Consider the following 16,813-nt stretch of genomic DNA (forward strand, 5'->3'; position numbering starts at 1 on the left):
GCCTCCATCAAAACCTGTACAGGACTTTTTACCGATTCACATCCACTCGCGCAGAATGCAGATAATTTCTTTTCCACGTGGTAATTTGGCGGGGGAATTCGCCACAGACATTCTGGTCCGCGAGACGGTAGATGGAAAAATTGCCGAGCAGTGAAATCCTCCTGACGTCCATGGGAAGCTCCGCGTCTCGGGCTGCGCGTCAGCATGAACTCGTCGTTTGTTTTGGTCAGGCCGCCCTCGCCGCACATAATCTCACTTCCGTGCTGAACGAAGCGTGTCGCACAGTGGCCGACGGCCTGGGTTCCCACTTCGTCAAGGTGCTGCGCTACGTGCCCGAGCACGATCATCTTCTGCTCGTAGCGGGCGTGGGTTGGTCACCCGCTGAAATCGGCTTTGCAAGGTTGTCGGCGGACAATGGCAGCCCTGCGGGCTACGCAATCGCCAACGGCAAGGCCGTGCTGTCGAATCACCTCGCGTCGGAGTTGCGCTTTCGCACACCAATACTGCTCGAGCGCTACGGCATCAAACGGGCGATCAACGTGCCGATCCGCGGCGTGCCTTCTCCGTTCGGCGTGCTGGAAGCCGACAGTCCCGACGAAGAAGCGTTCATCGCAAGCGACATCGCCTTCGTCGAAGGTGTTGCGAACATCATCGCCATGTCGGCTGAGCGGCTGGCCGCCGAAGCCGGAGAACGACGCTCCGAAGAACTGTCCACCGACATCCTGTATGCAAGCCCCGACCCCGTCACAGTGATGACGGAAGACGGCGTCGTGCAGTCGATGAATGCTCGCGCGATGTCGCATGTCGGCGTGACCGACGTTGCCACCGTGCAAGGCGTGAAATGGGCGACGCTTTGGCCGGCGCAATTTCAATCCGCCGTTGAAGCGGCCCTCGCCCACGCCCGGACAGACTCACCCGCCCGCTTCGAGGCGCCCATCGTTGCCGCTGACGGAGCGCAAACCTGGTGGGATGTCTCCGTGTCGAAGATCGAGCCGCAGCATGGCGTGCCGGGGCGTCTCGTTGCCGTCTCGCGCGACGTCACCGAGCGTCATGAGCAGGAAGCCAGGCTCGCGGCACTGATCAGCGATCAGGAGCAGCAACTCGGCGCGAACGAGGCAATGATGAAAGAAGTCCATCATCGCGTGCGCAACAGCCTTCAGCTCGTCCAGACCTTGCTCGGCCTGCAAGGTAATCTGGCTCCCGAGCCCGCCGTCAAGGCACAACTCAAGGCCGCGGCTGTTCGCGTCATGACGGTCGGTTCGGTCCATCAACGCCTGTATCAGGACAACGGCTCCGCGGCGACCGATGCCGCGCGCTATCTGCAGGGGCTGATTACCGACCTGCAGGCAGTCATCGGCGAGCGGCCGATCGAACTGCTTGCCGATCCCATCATCGTGCCTGCCGTGCGCCTGAGCCCGCTTGGTCTGATTACGGCGGAACTCGTCACGAACTCGGTGAAATATGGGCGCGGAAAGATCTCTGTATCGCTACGTGCCGACGCCCCAGACTCGGCACTATTGAGCGTCCTGGACGAAGGGCACGGACTACCCGATACCTTCCCGTCGCCCGAGGGAACAGGGCTGGGCTTGCGGCTCGTGCAAACCTATTCGGGTTTCGGCCGTGACGCGCTGAGCGTGGACCGATCGGTGCCGTACAGCAAGATCGACGTGCGGTTCCGTTTGTGACAGACTGGCGCATCATCGCGCAATCTTCACTGTTTTTTGGTGCATTCGCGCGTGATCGCCTATCTTTGAAGCGCGGGTACGCAGTGTGCGAGAAGACCATGTAGCAGCGCTTTCCGGGCTGCGGGCAATTCAGCCGGCAGGTCTACCGAAGGCCAATGTGAACGTTTCTTCCCGCAGCACAGATGAGAGACCCGCCATCCTTCTCGTTGACGATGCGACCGATGCGCTGGAAGCATGGGCACTGCTTCTGCGCATGGAAGGTTTCGAGGTCGTGACGGCGACGGGTGGTCTGGACGCGTGGCATAAAGTCCAGCAGTCGCCGCCAGCGCTCGTCATTACCGACCTGATGATGCCCGGCATGAATGGACTTGCGTTGTGCCGCGCGTTAAAGGCCGATAGCAGGCTCGAATTCATACCGATCATTCTCTGGACGGCGGCAATGATCAGCGTCGGCGAACCGGTTTTCGATCGCTTCCTGGTCAAACCCGTTCTACTCGATACGCTTCTCGAGCATATCCGCGTGTTGCTCGTAGGGCCCTGAAAAGTACCGGGTCAACTCCACCAGGCAGATCGGTTGATGGGTGAATCCGAACGACACCCGCAAAGCTGCGCTCTTCTTGGGGAAGTCATCATGGCGACGACGGACTCACTGCTGACGCTGGCCGAGTATCTGGAAATATCGCTCGATAACGGCGGCAGCGTGCTTGTGATGCAAATGTGCGACGGCCTCTGTGCGATATACGTCGGCGACGCAACGAAAGCCCAGGATCATTGGCGCTATCACGGCGCGATCAGCGCTTCGATTGTCGACGACATTCTGAGGCTGACCCGCTGCGGACGTAACCACCTCGATATTGGCGGCCAGAAGTACCGCTTCATTCGCAGCGCCGCGCACTTCGAGGATCGAGGCGCGACTGTCTTCGCCACGGGGTAGGCACGCGCTCCGCTTTTATTTGTCACTCTGTCACGAACCCGGGACATATTGCATAACCGCGCGACGGCCGCCGCCCTGCTCTGGCGCGGCAAAATCAATGGCACCTTCCTTGCGTTCATCGCACCTCCAACGTCGTCCAATCAAAGAGGAGGTCCACGATGAGCATCGATCTGACATTCCGCGCCGGTGAAGCCACCGTCTTCGCGGCGCCCGGCCAGGTGACGGACGCCATGCCAGAGATTCTGATCGGCCGCGTCGACGGCCCGGTCGGGCATGCGTTCGCGAACATGATGGCGCAGAGCAAAGGCCACACGGCGATGTTCGCGATTCGCGCCTGCAACCAGATGGTACGACCCGCGACGATGATCGTCCCCAAGGTGACGCTAAGAGACATGGCGACCATAGAACTGTTCGGTGGCGTCGTGCAGTCGGCCACGGCCGATGCGATCGTCGATTGCCTGATCGAAGGGATCTTGCCGAAAGACCAGGCGAACGAGCTATGCATCGTCAGTCTGGTATGGATCGATCCGCGCTGCGTCACAGATGCGAATCTCGACAAGAAGGACATGTACCGCACGAACTACGAAGCGACCAAGCTTGCGATCCAGCGCGCGATGAGCAACGAGCCGAGCGTGGACACGCTGATCGCCAACCGTCATACGATCAAACACGACATGGACGACTGGAGTTGAACGTCGTGCGTCCGGTGACCCGACCCGCCGTGCGATTGCAAAATCGCGCGCGCTCCGCAAAAGCATAACAAGGCGGATTACAGCACCATAACGTCACGTCGGTCCGACGTGAACGCAGCGCCGCGTTTTCGACGCGGCCGCCCCGTCCTCTCGTACGACAAACACCCCATGTTCGCGGTACTCTCCTAATCCGGCACCTTTTCTGCCACGACGCATTCCGCAATGGTTTCAACAGGACATGGTCCGATGCCCAACGACATTCCAGAACCCCAGGCCGTCACCACCCCCATCAACCGCAGCGCGATTTTCATCGTCGCGACGCTCGTCGACGGCGAAGAGCACGCCGACACCGTGCGCGCCTGGTGCGCGGACGTCGCCGCGCTCGTACGCTCGGTCGGCAAGCGCGTTCCGTCCGGCAACCTGTCGTGCGTGGTCGGCTTCGGTTCCGGCGCATGGGACAAGCTGTTCGGCGCGCCCCGCCCTGCGCAATTGCACCCGTTTCGTGAGTTCGGCCCGAGCGAGCGCCGCGCGATCGCCACGCCGGGCGACGTCCTGCTGCATATCCGCGCCGACCAGATGGACCTGTGCTTCGAGCTTGCGACGCAACTGGTGAACCGGCTCGGCGAGTCGGTCCAGGTCGTCGACGAAGTGCATGGCTTTCGCTATTTCGATCTGCGCAGCATGGTCGGATTTGTCGACGGTACAGAGAATCCGACGGGACGCGAGGCCGTCGACTTCACGATGATCGGCGACGAAGACCCCGAATTCGTATCGGGCAGCTACGTGCTCGTGCAGAAGTACCTGCACGACATGACGGGCTGGAACGCGCTGTCCGTCGAGACGCAGGAGCGCATTATCGGTCGCACGAAGCTCTCCGACATCGAGCTCGACGACGCCGTCAAGCCGACCTCGTCGCACAGTTCGCTGACGACGCTCGTCGAGAACGGACAGGAAGTGAAGATTCTGCGCGACAACATGCCGTTCGGACGCCCGGGCTCCGGCGAGTTCGGCACGTACTTCATCGGCTACGCGCGCTCGCCCGATCCGATCGAGAAGATGCTCGAGAACATGTTCGTCGGACGCCCGCCTGGCAACTACGACCGGCTGCTCGACTTCAGCCGCGCGGCCACGGGCGGACTGTTCTTCGTGCCATCGGCGCCGCTGCTCGAAGCGCTCGCGGAGCGCGATCCGCAAGCGGTGAGCAATGCTGCCGACGCGAGTCCGAACGTGCCCGCCGACCTCCCCGCATCCGCCGAGCCGACTCACGACGGCTCGCTGAATATTGGCTCTTTGAAAGGAACTTCTCAATATGAATAACCTGCATCGCGAGCTTGCCCCGATCTCCAGCGAAGCCTGGTCGCAAATCGAAGAAGAAGTGGCGCGTACGTTCAAGCGCTCGGTCGCGGGTCGCCGCGTGGTCGACGTGAAGGGCCCGGGCGGCGTCGATCTGTCCAGCGTCGGCACGGGCCATCAGACGACGATCGCGGCCCCGCATCACGGCGTCATCGCGAAGCTGGCCGAGGTCAAGGCGCTCGTGCAGCTGAACGTGCCGTTCGAACTGTCGCGCGATGCGATCGATGCCGTCGAGCGCGGCGCGAACGACTCGGACTGGCAGCCCGCCAAGGATGCCGCGAAGGAACTCGCGTACGCCGAAGACCGCGCGATCTTCGACGGCTACAAGGCGGCAGGTATCGTCGGGATTCGCGAGGGTTCGTCGAATGCGTCGCTCACGCTGCCCGCCGATGTTGCGGACTACCCGGATGCAATCGGTGGCGCGCTGCAGCAGCTGCGGCTGGCGGGCGTCGATGGGCCCTACTCCGTGCTGCTCGGCGCCGATGCATACACGGCGCTCGGCGAAGCGCGCGATCAGGGCTATCCCGTGCTCGAGCACATCAAAAGGCTCGTGAACGGCGACATCATCTGGGCGCCGGCGATCGAAGGCGGCAGCGTGCTGTCGATGCGCGGCGGCGACTACGAGCTGCATCTCGGGCAGGACGTGTCGATTGGCTATCAAAGCCATACGGATTCGGCCGTGCGCCTCTATCTGCGCGAAACGCTGACCTTCCTGATGCTGACGGGCGAGGCGTCGGTATCTGTGGTGCCGGCGGAGTAAGCGCCAGGCTCAGCGCGCGATGCGCTGAGCTTCACTTGTCAGGCCAGCTCTTCAGCACGGCGGCGACCAGTTGACGAAGCTGGCGCCGCGTCGCACCGCCTCGCGCCTGCACAGCCAGGCCCTGAATGAACGTCGATATGAACGCGGCCGCATCATGGCTCGTCATACTTGCCGGCAGCGGGCCCGCATCCTTCACGGCCTCGAATGCGTTACGGCTTTCCGATCGTTCATCGCCCAGCGGGCGCGCGTCCGCGCTGCACGCCAGCGCCGCCAGCGTCACCAGGCAACCGGACGGCGTGTCCTTTCCCGTATGAAGCTCGACGATCCGCTTCGGCGTCGGTTGCGCCAGCGCATGCACGCGAAAGCGCGGATGAAATGTGAAGAAAACGACGGCCGCCCCCGTTCGATGCAACCGAACGTTGCCGCCAACACCTTCGAACGTCATTTGAAACCGACCGTTCCAGAATAAGCCTCATTCCTTCTTTGACTCAGGAGTCTGTCCATGTCTGAAACGATTTCGTTCATCGTCCGTCTTCCCGGCAAGCCTGAGGTGCGCGACGAGTTGTATTCGAGCCTCGTGAAGGTGCTCGATGCAATGTCGCATGAGCCGGATTTCGTGAACACGTACCTCCATCGGTCGACGGAAGATCCCGATACGTTGGTCCTGTATGAAACCTGGGCGTGCAGCGCGCAGTACTTTGTCGACTATCACCTGAAGAAGGATTATCGGGTCGACTATGAGGGCAAGCTCCAGAGCCTGTTGAAGGCGGAACGGACCATCGAATGGCTCGAACCCGTCAAAGGCTACGGGCGCTAAATCAAGCTGCACCTCATGAACCGGCGAACGCGGCTGTAAGCACTACTCCCGAAACCGCGCCCCGGTCCAATCCGCCTTGCGCGCCATCGCGACGAACGCGCTCAGATAATCGATCGCATCGTCCGCCTCGCGCGTGCCGAGAAAGATCTGCTTCGCGATGCCCTTCTTGCCCAGGCGCAGCGGCGTGAGCGGCATCCATCCCGCGTACTCTTCCGCGAGCCAGCGCGGCAGCGCCGCGACGCCGCGTCCGCTCGCGACCATCTGCAACATGATGTCGGTGGTCTCGATCACCTTGTGCCGTCTCGGCACGACGTTCGCGGGCGTCAGGAACTGCGTGTAGATGTCGAGCCGGTCGGTTTCGACGGGATAGGTAATCAGCACTTCCGCCGAGAGTTGCTCGGGCGTGACATAAGGCTCGCTGGACAAAGCATGCTCGTCCGCGACGACCAGCACCTGCTCGTAGTCGAACACCGGCTCGAAGCGCAAGCCGGGTTTTTTCAGCGGATCCGGCGTGACGAGCACATCGATGTCATAGCCGAACAGCGCGCCAATGCCGCCGAACTGAAAGCGCTGCTTCACGTCGACATCGACATCCGGCCAGCGCGCGAGATACGGCGAAACCACCTTTAGCAGCCACTGATAGCACGGATGACATTCCATGCCGATGCGCAACGTGCCGCGCTCGCCCTGCGCGTATTGCTTCATGCGTTCTTCCGCGAGCTCGAATTGCGGCAGCAGCCGGTTGGCGATACCGAGCAGGTACTGGCCCGCCTGCGTGAGACGCATCGATCGGCCCTCGCGGGTCCACACAGGCGTGCCCAGTTGCTGCTCGAGCTTCTTCACCGTGTGGCTCAACGCCGACTGCGTGAGATTCAGCACGTCGGCGGCGCCTGTGAGCGAACCTTGCCGCTCCACTTCCCTGACGACCATCAGATGACTGCGCTCCAGCATTGCGGCTCCATGAACAGAATTAATCGATGTATGAAATAAATCCATTTTTATTCATACATCGAAAATTCTATCATCGCTTCCAGATTCATTATCCGAACGGGGAATAGCGATGGTCACGACACACAATCTGGGTTTTCCGCGCATCGGCGCGAAACGCGAACTGAAATTCGCACTTGAGAAATACTGGAAGAACGAATCGACGCGCGACGAGCTAAAGGCCATCGGCGCGCAGCTTCGTGAACGTCACTGGAAAGATCAGGCGCGTCTGGACTTCGTGCCCGTCGGCGATTTCGCGTTCTACGACCAGGTGCTCGACATGAGCTTCACGCTCGGCAATTTGCCCGAGCGCGTGCGTGGCTTTCACGGCGATGCGCTCGACAACGCATTCCGCGTCGCGCGTGGCCGCTCGGCTCAGAACGCCGACGCGCACGGCGCGTGCTGCGGAGGCGTGGCGGCGGGCGAAATGACCAAGTGGTTCGACACGAACTATCACTACATCGTCCCCGAGTTCGACGCGAACACGCAGTTCTCGCTCGACCCTTCGCGTCTACTCCAGCAGATCAACGAGGCCCGCGCGCTCGGCGTCAACGTGAAGCCCGTCATCATCGGGCCCGTTACGTATCTGTGGCTCGGCAAGGCAAAAGACGACTCCGACAAGCTCGCGCTGCTGCCGCGCCTCTTGCCCGTGTATGCAGCGCTGCTCGATTACTTCACGGCGCAAGGCATCGACTGGGTGCAGATCGACGAGCCCGTGCTCGTGACGGAACTCGACGCGAAGTGGCGCGACGCGTTCGTCACCGCCTACGATGCGCTGTCGGCACGCCGCGTCAAGCTGTTGCTCGCCACCTACTTCGGGCAGTTGCAGGACAACCTGGAACTCGCGTGCAAGCTGCCCGTCGACGGCCTGCATATCGATGCGATCAATGCGCGCGATGAAGTCACTCAGGTCGCGGCGAAGCTCTCCGACGCAGCGGTGCTGTCGGTTGGCGTGATCAACGGCCGCAACATCTGGAAGACCGATCTGAACGCGGTGCTCGAATGGCTCGAACCGCTGCACCGTTCGCTCGGCGACCGGTTGTGGATTGCGCCTTCGTGCTCGCTGTTGCATACACCCGTTGATCTGAACAGCGAACAGAAGCTCGACGCCGAGATTAAATCGTGGCTCGCATTTGCGCTGCAAAAGCTCGACGAACTGACGGTGCTGGCGGGTGCGCTGAACAACGGGCGCGAGTCGGTGGCCGATGCACTCGATGCGAACACCGCTGCAATCGAAAGCCGGCGCGTATCGCCGCGCGTTCACAACCCGGCCGTCAAGGCTGCGATTGCGCGTATCGACGCGACGCTCGGCAAGCGCGTGAGCGCTTATCCGCAGCGTGCAGAAAAGCAGTCCGCGATTCTCAACCTGCCCGCGTTCCCGACCACCACGATCGGCTCTTTCCCACAGACGGGCGACATCCGTCATGCGCGCAGCCAGTACAAGGCCGGCGAACTCGATCAGGCAGGCTACAAGGAAGCGATGGAGCGCGAGATCACGCGCGCCGTGAAAGAACAGGAAGCCCTTGGCCTCGACGTGCTCGTGCATGGCGAAGCCGAACGCAACGACATGGTCGAATACTTCGGCGAGCAACTGGATGGCTACGCGTTCAGCCAGTTCGGCTGGGTGCAGTCGTATGGTTCGCGCTGCGTGAAGCCGCCCATTCTGTTCGGCGACATCAGCCGCCCGAAGGCGATGACCGTCGAATGGATCCGGTACGCGCAATCGCAAACCACGAAGCCGATGAAAGGCATGCTGACGGGTCCCGTCACGATCCTGAACTGGTCGTTCGTGCGCGACGACCAGCCGCGCTCGGTGTCGTGCCATCAACTGGCGCTCGCGATCCGCGAAGAAGTGCTGGACCTCGAAAAGGCCGGCGTGCGCGTGATCCAGATCGACGAAGCGGCCCTGCGTGAAGGCCTTCCGCTGCGCCGCTCGCAGTGGAGCGAGTATCTGCAATGGGCGGTAGAGTCGTTCCGCATCACCGCGAACGGCGTGCAGGACGAAACGCAGATTCACACTCACATGTGCTATTCGGAGTTCAACGACATCATCGCGTCGATTGCCGACATGGATGCCGACGTGATCACGATCGAAACGTCGCGCTCGGATATGGAACTGCTCGATGCGTTCGACGACTTCGACTATCCGAACCAGATCGGGCCGGGCGTGTACGACATTCACTCGCCTAACATTCCGAGCCAGGACCACATCGTGAACCTGATGAAGAAGGCGGCCGGGCGCATTCCGGCGGAACGCTTGTGGGTCAATCCCGATTGCGGGCTGAAGACGCGTGCATGGGATGAAGTGATTCCCGCGCTGAAGAACATGGTGGCGGCTGCGCAAACGCTTCGCCAAAGCGTCTAACGTTTTCGTCGACCCGCGCGTAACGAAAATTGAAGGCCACCCGCGGGTGGCCTTCAACGTTATCGCCCTTACGCCGTTTTAAAGCGCGCCGCCTCTTCCGATCCCGACGTCGCATTGCCCGCGCTATACGAATGCGCGCCGACGCCCGCCAGCTTGCCGCCATCGACGATCAGATACTCGTCGCGGATGGGCCGCTTCTCGAACCAGCATTCGAGGATCTCGCGCGTGCCAGCCGCATAACGCGCCTGCGCCGACAACGTGGTGCCCGAAATATGCGGCGTCATGCCGTTGTGCGGCATCGTGCGCCACGGATGATCGCGCGGTGCCGGCTGCGGGAACCACACGTCGCCCGCATAGCCAGCCAGTTGCCCCGATTCGAGCGCCCGCACGATCGCATCGCGATCGACGATCTTGCCGCGCGCCGTATTCACGATGTACGCGCCGCGCTTCATCTTCGCGATCAGCTTTTCGTTGAAGAGGTTTTCCGTTTCGGGGTGCAGCGGACAGTTGATCGTGACCACGTCGCACGCCTTCACCATCGATTCGACATTCGGGTGCCACGTTGCGCCGAGTTCTTTCTCGACATCCAGCGGCAGACGGTAACGATCCGTATAGTGCAGCTTCACGTCGAACGGCTTGAGCCTGCGCAACACGGCCGCACCGATCCGGCCGGCCGCGACCGTGCCCACGTGCATCGCTTCGAGATCGTAAGCGCGCTCGACACAGTCGGCGATATTCCAGCCGCCCTTCTTCACCCATTCATGCGACGGCAGGTAATTGCGCACCAGCCCGAGAATCATCATCACGACGTGTTCGGCGACGCTGATGCTGTTGCAGTACGTCACTTCCGCTACCGTGACGCCGCGCTCGATGGCCGCCTGCAAATCGACGTGATCCGAGCCGATGCCCGCCGTCAGCGCGAGCTTGAGCTTCGGCGCCTTTGCGATGCGCTCGGCCGTCAGGTACGCAGGCCAGAACGGTTGGGAGATCACGACTTCGGCGTCGGCAAGTTCGCGCTCGAACGTCGAGTTCGGACCATCCTTATCGGATGTCACGACGAGCGTATGCCCTAGCGATTCGAGGTATTTACGCAGCCCCAGTTCGCCCGATACGCTGCCCAGCAACTCGCCCGGCGTGAAGTCGATGGCCTTCGGCGTCGGCGCCGTTTGACCGTCGTGATAACGCGTGATTTCGGGTACGCCGTCGCGGGCGTACTGTTTCGGCATTCCTTTGACGGGATCGTCATACAGCACACAAAGAACCTTAGCCATTCGTCTCGCTCCAGTCTGGTCGAGCGCATTTTCATGCCGGCGCTCTATCGACATATCGACGTGATACATCACATACGATGTGAAGCAGTGTCGATGGCGCGGCTATGTGCGTCCAATCGTTTGGGCGAATGGTCTGATAAGCGTCGCTTATCAACGAGTGTGTTCGAGCGGTGCAGTCGTGTTGCGACGACTCAGCAAACGGGAAGCAGCGCGTCGAATTCGTCCTGCAACCGAAGTCCTTCGGCGCAGCGCCAGAAGGCGGCAACGAGCGGCGGCATCGCCTCGCGATTACGCGCGACGAGGCCGATTTCACGCGTCAGTTCGGGCATCAGCAACGCGCGACGCACGTCATCGCCGGCGGGCAGCACGCTCAGCAGGCTGTGCGGAAAGATACTGGATATGCCGGCGTGCAAGACATGTCCGTACAACGCGAGCAGCGAGTCGCATTCGATCAGCACTTCTGGTTGAACCTGCTCGCGACGGAACGCGGCGTTGATGACCTGCCTGTTCTGCATCGTCTGTGGCAGCAGGCCGAGTGGCAGGCCCGACAACTCGCGCCAGCTGCATGCGCCCTCCACGAGGTCCGCATGATCGCCCGGTGGCGACAGCAGAATGGAGCGCTCGCGATACAGCGGCAGCACGGCAAAGCCCGCCTGCACACCCGAGTCGAGATACGTGAGGCCGATATCCAGTTCGAGTTCGTCGAGTTGCCGATGAATCGCTTCCGAGCTGAGCGAATGCACGTCGTAGCGGATCTGTGGATGTTCGAGCAGGCAAGGCGCAAGCACGCGCGACGCGACGGGAATCACGGTCGGTATCGCGCCGACTCGCAGCTTGCCGACCAGACGGTCCTGTGCAGAGAATGCGTCTTGCCGCATGTTCTGCAGCGTCGCCAGCGTCTGCCGCGCCCATCCCAGCACGCGCTCGCCGTCTTCCGTGAAGCCGACGAAGCGCCGCCCGCGATTGACGATCGTCAGCCCGAGTTCCGACTCGAGTGCCCGGATCGCCGACGACAAGGCTGGCTGCGAAACATGGCATGCGTCGGCGGCACGCGCGAAGTGCTTTTCGCGCGCCAACGTGACGAGGTAGTCGAGCTGCCGGATGAACATGGCCAGTCAGACGAGCAGGTCTTCATGGAACGCGCCGAACGGCCGCGTCGGATGCGCAATCTGGATCTCCAGAATCCACACGCCCGCTGCGGGTCTTGCGTCGAAGTCGCCGAGATCGCCCGCCTTGTAGATGGCATGCGGAAAATCGCTCACACGATGCCCCTTGATGTCGACGTTCAGGCGAAACCCATGCGCATTGGCCCGCTGCGCCGCGTACACGTACAGGTCGACGCCCGCGCAGCCCGTCGCGCGCCAGTGCTGCTCGACTTCGTCGTAGATCGTGCGCGCCGCCTGCGCGCACGCCTGCATGTCCGGGTCGTCGCCGCAGACGAAGGTGGCGCCCGCGTCGCCCTCGTGCTTCGCCCAGACGGCGCCGAGGTCGATGAAGAAAATGTCGTTGTCCGCCAGCACGGGGTCGCCGTTCGATCGCTGCTTGAATGTTCTCAGCGTGTTTTCGCCGAAACGCACGAGCACGGGATGCCAGATCCGGTCCATCCCGAGTTCCTTCAGGATGCGCAGCGCCAGCGCATTCGCCTCCGATTCCCGCATGCCCGGCCGCACGTCGGCGGCGATGGCGTTGACGGCCTTCCATGTCATGACTCTTGCGTGCTGCATGGCGTCCAGCGAGAAATGCTCGCCGACGGCTTCTTTATGTGTCGAATTCAACGTACTGCTCCGCGTTGTCGTTAGCTGAAAATGTCAAATGTGCGCTCGATATATACGCGTCAATATATCGTGTTTGGCGCGTCATACATATCAAGGCCGTGTTGAAGCCGCTTACGTCGCGCGATATAGCGCCTTACACACCGCGTAAACACCGGCGGCAGCGTCATAGGTATAAACGCTAGACTTCGGCTTGGCTTAACACTACGGGTTTCCGCGGCACGAACGCGGGACCCATTCGAGGAGAACATCATCATGCGAACCAGCGCCCGAAATCATTTCACCGGACAGATCACCGAGGTCAAACCCGGCGCCGTCAATGACGAAGTCACGCTGCGCACCCAGGACGGACTCGACATCGTCGCGGTGATCACGCACGGCAGCGCGTCGTCGCTTGGCCTCGCAGCCGGCAAGCCGGCTTTTGCGCTGGTGAAGGCGTCGTCGGTGCTCGTGATGGTCGATGACGGCAACGGCAAGGTGTCGGCGCGCAACCGCGTCGCTGGCACGGTCACGGCCGTCACGAAGGGTGCCGTGAATAGCGAAGTGATCGTTGCGTCCGCAAGCGGTGCGGAGATCGCCGCGACCATCACCAATGAAAGCGTCGACCGGCTCGGGCTTTCGAGCGGCGCAGCGGCGTCGGCGATCTTCAAGGCATCGAGCGTGATTATCGGCGTCGACTGATAACGCCGCGTTTCTACGCAACGTCAACGCAGCGGCAGAATCCGCAAGTAGCTGGTTCCACCTGCCGCTGCGCGATCGACGACATAAAGACGGTGTCGCGCCGGATCGGCGGCAACGCCGCGCGCGTCGTGAAAGTCGGTGGCGATTTCATTCACGCTGCCGTCCGGCGCGACCTTGCACAACGATGCGCTCTTGCAGTGTGTGTAGAGCGCGCCGTCACCATCTCCCGCCATCAGATCCGGGTTCTCAATCTTCGCGAACGTATCGGCAACGCTAACCGGCTGCGCTGACTGCAGCAAGTTCGCCAGCGACGCGCGCACGATCACGTTGCGCGCCTGATCCGAAACGAAAACCGTATCGCCCGATACGACGACACCCACCGGCTTGCCCATTCCCGTGATGAGATCGCGCTCGGTGGCGCGGCCCGCAGTCGCATCGTAGGTCAACAGGCTCACGCCGCCCGTCGCGGGTGCGCTGCCTTCCTTGACGAACCACGTCGACAGCGCTTGCTGCGAGCCAATCGCCGCAATGCCGAGCCTGCGGCGAGCGGGATTGGGCCCCGACAGCATGATTGCGCCATTCGCGCCTTTGACGTCGAACACCGCGCTTGCGCTGCCGAATCCAAAGCGCACGGCCAGCAGATTGCGAGCATCGTCGAGGGTCAGCTGGCTCAGGCTGATGCCCTGGCCCGGCGATTGAGGGATCGATGCATAAGGGGCAAACGTACGGCCATCGGACGATCGAAGCACGCTGCTTTTCGCATCGTCGGTCAGATAGACGGCGCCGTTGCTCGCGTCGACCGCGACGCCGTTGGGCCGTACGCCTTCCAGAGCGACCGGCGTCGCATCCGTCGCCGTGCTGCTCGACGCGCAACCCAACGTCTGCGCGATCACGCCGGCAATCAAGCAGCGAACAAGACGTTCAGACATAGCTGTCGATAGCCGGAACATGAAATCTCCTTGAGTGACTTCCGCTTCAGCGCTGCGCGAGTTGAGCCTCGATGGTCGCCTTGTCGATCACCGACCACACCTGCCCGATCTTTCCGCCGCGAAACTCATAGAACACGTTCTCGGTGAAGGCGACTTTCTTTCCATCGACAGCAAGCCCAAGAAACGTCCCTTTGGGCGAACAGTCGAACTGCAACCGGCTGGCGATCACAGGCGGCTGCGCAACCAGCAACGCAATGTCAAAGCGAAGATCCGGAATCTCACGGAAGTCCCGCTCAAGCATCGCCCGGTAGCCCGACAAGCCGATGCGCTCACCGTTATACGTCACATCGTCATCGACGAAACGCCCCAGCGCCGCCCAATCCTGCCGGTTCAGACAGTCGATATAACCACGGTACACGTCAGAAAGATCGCTCGCGTTCATCACGCATCGCCCTCGCCGAAGATCGCTCAAGCCGCCATGTTACCCGCGCCGGGCGTTGCGCTCAGATCGCGTCGGCGGGCCGGTGCGCGTCCGTGTCCACGCAACACACGAGCACTTCCGCCGGCTTTTTCCCCGTACATAGATACACGTGCCCAACGGAACTATCGAAGTACAGGCTATCGCCCGGCTTCAACTGAAACACCGCGCCCGTCTCGAAGCGCAGTTCGAGCGTGCCGTCCAGCAGGAACACGAACTCCTCGCCGCTATGGCGAATGTAGTCGGGAAAATCGGAGAGCTTGCGCGCCCGCACGTGCGCGCGCATCGGCACCATGCGCTTGCCCGTCAGATCGTTCGCGAGCATCCCGTATTCGTAGTTGGGCGTGTCGTAAATCATCTGCTGGCCCGACGCCGTGAACGTCGGCACGATAGCGTTCGCGCCCGCGCGCCGTGTGTGCTTCGTGCGGCCGAAGATCGCATCGAACTCGAGTTGCAGCGCATGCGCGAGCGCCGCGAACTTGTCGTAGGTCAGCGCGATGTCGCCGCGCTCGGCCTTCGAGATCGTCGACACGGCGATGCCCGACTGTTCCGACAACTGCATCAGCGTCAGCCCGCGTGCCTTGCGCGCGTCGCGCAGCCGCGCGCCGACCGCCTGGTGATCGATCTGTGACGTGGGCTCGACAGGTTCGGGTTGTTTGCGCGCGACGGATCTGGCCATGGCAATGCTCGGAATCTCAAGGGATGACAAAGGGTTTTGTCGTATACGAGAATTTATTTTTTCTCGTATATGATAACTCGCATCGATTCCAGTCCCACGCAGTTCCACTCAGGAGCGGTCGACGTGTCAACGCTTGCATTGGAAAAAGCCGGTCTGTCGAAAACCCAGGTCATCGCCGCGACGACGCTCGGCACGGCGCTGGAGTTCTACGACTTCACCATCTACAGCTTCTTCGCGATCCAGATCGGGCAACTGTTCTTCCCATCCGCGTCGCCCGTGAACCAGTTTCTGCTGTCGATCGGCGTGTTCGGCGTCGGCTTTGTCGTGCGGCCGCTGGGCGGCATCGTGATCGGCGCGTACGCGGACCGCGCGGGCCGCAAGAAGGCGATGGTGCTTACCATCATGCTGATGGCGCTGAGCTGCGCGCTGATCGCCTGCGCGCCGCCCTACGCGGTCGCCGGAATAGCCGCGCCTTTCATCGTGCTCGCCGCGCGTCTGATTCAGGGCTTTGCCGCGGGTGGCGAATTCGGACCCGGCACGACGCTGCTGGTCGAATACGCATCGGACTCGACGCGCGCGTTCTTCGCCAGCTGGAACTTCGCGGCGACGGCGCTCGGTCTCGCACTCGGCGCCGCCGTCGCAACGCTCGTCAATGTCTCGCTGCCGAAGGACGCGATCCTCGCCTGGGGCTGGCGCATTCCGTTCGTGCTCGGCATCGTCGCGGCGCCCGTCGGCATGCTGATCCGCCGGCGTCTCGAAGAAACGCTCAGCGATGCATCATCCGCCCGCACGCATCGGAGCGGCGCATTGAAAGCCGCGCTCACCACGCATCTAAAGCTGACGATACTCGGCACCTTCGCCGAACTCGGCGGCTCGGTTTCCGTTTACATCACCGCGTTCTTTCTGCCGAGCCATGCGGTGCGCACGCTGCATCTGTCGTCGACGGCGTCGGTTGCTTCGGGCGTGATCAGCTCGCTCGTGCTGTTCGTCGCGGCGCCCATCGCGGGCAAGCTCGCCGACCGGTTCAGCCGCAAGCGCGTGCTCGTCATATCGCGTGTGACGCTGCTGCTCACCGTGTATCCCGCGTTCGCATGGTTGTCCGCGCAGCCTTCGACGTTGATGCTGTGCGCCGTGTCCGCGTTTCTCGCGCTGTTCGTCGCCGGGCAGATCGTGCCCGTGCTCGTGATGATCCCCGAACTGTTCCCCAAACATGTGCGCGCGACGGGCATCGCGCTAACCTATGTGGTGAGCGCGTCGTTCTTCGGCGGCTTTTCGCCGTTCGTCGCGAGCTGGCTCGTCGCGCTGACGGGCAACCCGCTCGCGCCCGCGTGCTACGTCGCGGCGGCCTGCGCAGTGTCGCTCGTGCCCGTGATCTGGCTGCGCGACCGCACGGGCGAAGCGCTTGAATGA

Annotated in this window: 18 protein-coding genes; 10 read left to right on the forward strand and 8 right to left on the reverse strand. The window is 62.2% G+C overall.

The genetic code is table 11. From position 1 onward, the window contains the following. Positions 1-170: 170 nt before the first annotated feature. The 6 genes from BLT65_RS33870 (at position 171) to BLT65_RS33895 (ending at position 5,424) form a co-directional block, all read left to right on the forward strand. Entirely contained in the window at positions 171-1,685 is a 1,515-nt protein-coding gene (locus tag BLT65_RS33870; protein WP_279634505.1) for a sensor histidine kinase, read from the forward strand. An 85-nt stretch (positions 1,686-1,770) separates the two neighbouring features. Then, positions 1,771-2,226: a response regulator gene (locus tag BLT65_RS33875; RefSeq protein ID WP_244186844.1), complete on the forward strand. Its 456-nt coding sequence runs from the start codon at positions 1,771-1,773 to the stop codon at positions 2,224-2,226. Between the two features lie 90 nt (positions 2,227-2,316). Beyond that, a complete protein-coding gene (locus BLT65_RS33880; protein ID WP_091786472.1) occupies positions 2,317-2,619 on the forward strand; it encodes a hypothetical protein in 303 nt (100 codons plus the stop codon). A 158-nt stretch (positions 2,620-2,777) separates the two neighbouring features. Continuing rightward, on the forward strand, positions 2,778-3,311 hold the full coding sequence (gene fae, locus BLT65_RS33885) for a formaldehyde-activating enzyme (protein WP_007746889.1): 534 nt from the start codon (positions 2,778-2,780) through the stop codon (positions 3,309-3,311). Positions 3,312-3,557: 246 nt separating this feature from the next. Then, positions 3,558-4,628, forward strand: coding sequence for a Dyp-type peroxidase (locus tag BLT65_RS33890; RefSeq protein WP_091786475.1), 1,071 nt, complete (start codon positions 3,558-3,560; stop codon positions 4,626-4,628). Beyond that, a complete protein-coding gene (locus tag BLT65_RS33895) occupies positions 4,621-5,424 on the forward strand; it encodes a family 1 encapsulin nanocompartment shell protein (protein ID WP_042314465.1) in 804 nt (267 codons plus the stop codon). The genes BLT65_RS33890 and BLT65_RS33895 overlap by 8 nt, the downstream gene beginning before the upstream one ends. Positions 5,425-5,455: 31 nt before the next feature. Here the strand turns inward: BLT65_RS33895 and BLT65_RS33900 are convergent, their stop codons facing one another. Next, on the reverse strand, positions 5,456-5,869 hold the full coding sequence (locus BLT65_RS33900) for a hypothetical protein (RefSeq protein ID WP_244186845.1): 414 nt from the start codon (positions 5,867-5,869) through the stop codon (positions 5,456-5,458). 57 nt (positions 5,870-5,926) lie between these two features. Between BLT65_RS33900 and BLT65_RS33905 the strand changes: the two genes are divergently transcribed. Beyond that, positions 5,927-6,241 carry a putative quinol monooxygenase gene (locus BLT65_RS33905; RefSeq protein WP_091786478.1) on the forward strand — a complete coding sequence of 105 codons (315 nt, stop codon included), beginning with the start codon at positions 5,927-5,929 and terminating at the stop codon, positions 6,239-6,241. A gap of 42 nt (positions 6,242-6,283) precedes the next feature. On the opposite strand, the gene BLT65_RS33910 is transcribed toward BLT65_RS33905, so the two are convergent. Then, the gene (locus BLT65_RS33910) at positions 6,284-7,237 is read right to left on the reverse strand and encodes a LysR family transcriptional regulator (protein WP_208545848.1); all 954 of its coding nucleotides are present in this window, start codon (positions 7,235-7,237) and stop codon (positions 6,284-6,286) included. Between the two features lie 64 nt (positions 7,238-7,301). Between BLT65_RS33910 and metE the strand changes: the two genes are divergently transcribed. Continuing rightward, positions 7,302-9,593 carry a 5-methyltetrahydropteroyltriglutamate--homocysteine S-methyltransferase gene (gene metE, locus BLT65_RS33915; protein WP_091786485.1) on the forward strand — a complete coding sequence of 764 codons (2,292 nt, stop codon included), beginning with the start codon at positions 7,302-7,304 and terminating at the stop codon, positions 9,591-9,593. Between the two features lie 68 nt (positions 9,594-9,661). On the opposite strand, the gene BLT65_RS33920 is transcribed toward metE, so the two are convergent. The 3 genes from BLT65_RS33920 to BLT65_RS33930 form a co-directional block, all read right to left on the reverse strand. Then, on the reverse strand, positions 9,662-10,864 hold the full coding sequence (locus tag BLT65_RS33920) for an NAD-dependent formate dehydrogenase (RefSeq protein WP_091786488.1): 1,203 nt from the start codon (positions 10,862-10,864) through the stop codon (positions 9,662-9,664). Positions 10,865-11,055: 191 nt separating this feature from the next. Further along, entirely contained in the window at positions 11,056-11,973 is a 918-nt protein-coding gene (locus BLT65_RS33925) for a LysR family transcriptional regulator (RefSeq protein ID WP_091786491.1), read from the reverse strand. Positions 11,974-11,979: 6 nt separating this feature from the next. Then, the gene (locus tag BLT65_RS33930) at positions 11,980-12,639 is read right to left on the reverse strand and encodes a M24 family metallopeptidase (RefSeq protein WP_091786494.1); all 660 of its coding nucleotides are present in this window, start codon (positions 12,637-12,639) and stop codon (positions 11,980-11,982) included. A gap of 252 nt (positions 12,640-12,891) precedes the next feature. Between BLT65_RS33930 and BLT65_RS33935 the strand changes: the two genes are divergently transcribed. Further along, positions 12,892-13,317 (forward strand): TOBE domain-containing protein, encoded by a 426-nt coding sequence (locus tag BLT65_RS33935; RefSeq protein WP_091786497.1) that lies wholly within the window; start codon positions 12,892-12,894, stop codon positions 13,315-13,317. A gap of 23 nt (positions 13,318-13,340) precedes the next feature. Here the strand turns inward: BLT65_RS33935 and BLT65_RS33940 are convergent, their stop codons facing one another. From BLT65_RS33940 to BLT65_RS33950, 3 genes are all read right to left on the reverse strand, one after another. Continuing rightward, positions 13,341-14,246: an NHL repeat-containing protein gene (locus tag BLT65_RS33940; protein ID WP_244186846.1), complete on the reverse strand. Its 906-nt coding sequence runs from the start codon at positions 14,244-14,246 to the stop codon at positions 13,341-13,343. Positions 14,247-14,292: 46 nt separating this feature from the next. Continuing rightward, positions 14,293-14,688: an ester cyclase gene (locus tag BLT65_RS33945; protein WP_091786503.1), complete on the reverse strand. Its 396-nt coding sequence runs from the start codon at positions 14,686-14,688 to the stop codon at positions 14,293-14,295. Between the two features lie 61 nt (positions 14,689-14,749). Beyond that, a complete protein-coding gene (locus BLT65_RS33950; protein ID WP_042314480.1) occupies positions 14,750-15,403 on the reverse strand; it encodes a helix-turn-helix domain-containing protein in 654 nt (217 codons plus the stop codon). A gap of 123 nt (positions 15,404-15,526) precedes the next feature. Here BLT65_RS33950 and BLT65_RS33955 point away from each other — a divergent pair, with 123 nt between their 5' ends. Continuing rightward, on the forward strand, positions 15,527-16,813 hold the full coding sequence (locus tag BLT65_RS33955; RefSeq protein ID WP_091786506.1) for an MFS transporter: 1,287 nt from the start codon (positions 15,527-15,529) through the stop codon (positions 16,811-16,813).

This window comes from Paraburkholderia steynii (assembly GCF_900100565.1).
GTDB lineage: Bacteria > Pseudomonadota > Gammaproteobacteria > Burkholderiales > Burkholderiaceae > Paraburkholderia > Paraburkholderia terrae.

What these genes read in the sequence shown, in the direction of transcription:
- BLT65_RS33870 (WP_279634505.1), top strand. Translation starts at nt 171, where the DNA reads ATGGGAAGCTCCGCGTCTCGGGCTGCGCGTCAGCATGAACTCGTCGTT.
- BLT65_RS33880 (WP_091786472.1), top strand. Translation starts at nt 2,317, where the DNA reads ATGGCGACGACGGACTCACTGCTGACGCTGGCCGAGTATCTGGAAATA.
- fae (WP_007746889.1), top strand. Translation starts at nt 2,778, where the DNA reads ATGAGCATCGATCTGACATTCCGCGCCGGTGAAGCCACCGTCTTCGCG.
- BLT65_RS33890 (WP_091786475.1), top strand. Translation starts at nt 3,558, where the DNA reads ATGCCCAACGACATTCCAGAACCCCAGGCCGTCACCACCCCCATCAAC.
- BLT65_RS33895 (WP_042314465.1), top strand. Translation starts at nt 4,621, where the DNA reads ATGAATAACCTGCATCGCGAGCTTGCCCCGATCTCCAGCGAAGCCTGG.
- BLT65_RS33900 (WP_244186845.1), bottom strand. Translation starts at nt 5,869, where the DNA reads ATGACGTTCGAAGGTGTTGGCGGCAACGTTCGGTTGCATCGAACGGGG.
- BLT65_RS33905 (WP_091786478.1), top strand. Translation starts at nt 5,927, where the DNA reads ATGTCTGAAACGATTTCGTTCATCGTCCGTCTTCCCGGCAAGCCTGAG.
- BLT65_RS33910 (WP_208545848.1), bottom strand. Translation starts at nt 7,237, where the DNA reads ATGGATTTATTTCATACATCGATTAATTCTGTTCATGGAGCCGCAATG.
- metE (WP_091786485.1), top strand. Translation starts at nt 7,302, where the DNA reads ATGGTCACGACACACAATCTGGGTTTTCCGCGCATCGGCGCGAAACGC.
- BLT65_RS33920 (WP_091786488.1), bottom strand. Translation starts at nt 10,864, where the DNA reads ATGGCTAAGGTTCTTTGTGTGCTGTATGACGATCCCGTCAAAGGAATG.
- BLT65_RS33925 (WP_091786491.1), bottom strand. Translation starts at nt 11,973, where the DNA reads ATGTTCATCCGGCAGCTCGACTACCTCGTCACGTTGGCGCGCGAAAAG.
- BLT65_RS33935 (WP_091786497.1), top strand. Translation starts at nt 12,892, where the DNA reads ATGCGAACCAGCGCCCGAAATCATTTCACCGGACAGATCACCGAGGTC.
- BLT65_RS33940 (WP_244186846.1), bottom strand. Translation starts at nt 14,246, where the DNA reads ATGTCTGAACGTCTTGTTCGCTGCTTGATTGCCGGCGTGATCGCGCAG.
- BLT65_RS33945 (WP_091786503.1), bottom strand. Translation starts at nt 14,688, where the DNA reads ATGAACGCGAGCGATCTTTCTGACGTGTACCGTGGTTATATCGACTGT.
- BLT65_RS33950 (WP_042314480.1), bottom strand. Translation starts at nt 15,403, where the DNA reads ATGGCCAGATCCGTCGCGCGCAAACAACCCGAACCTGTCGAGCCCACG.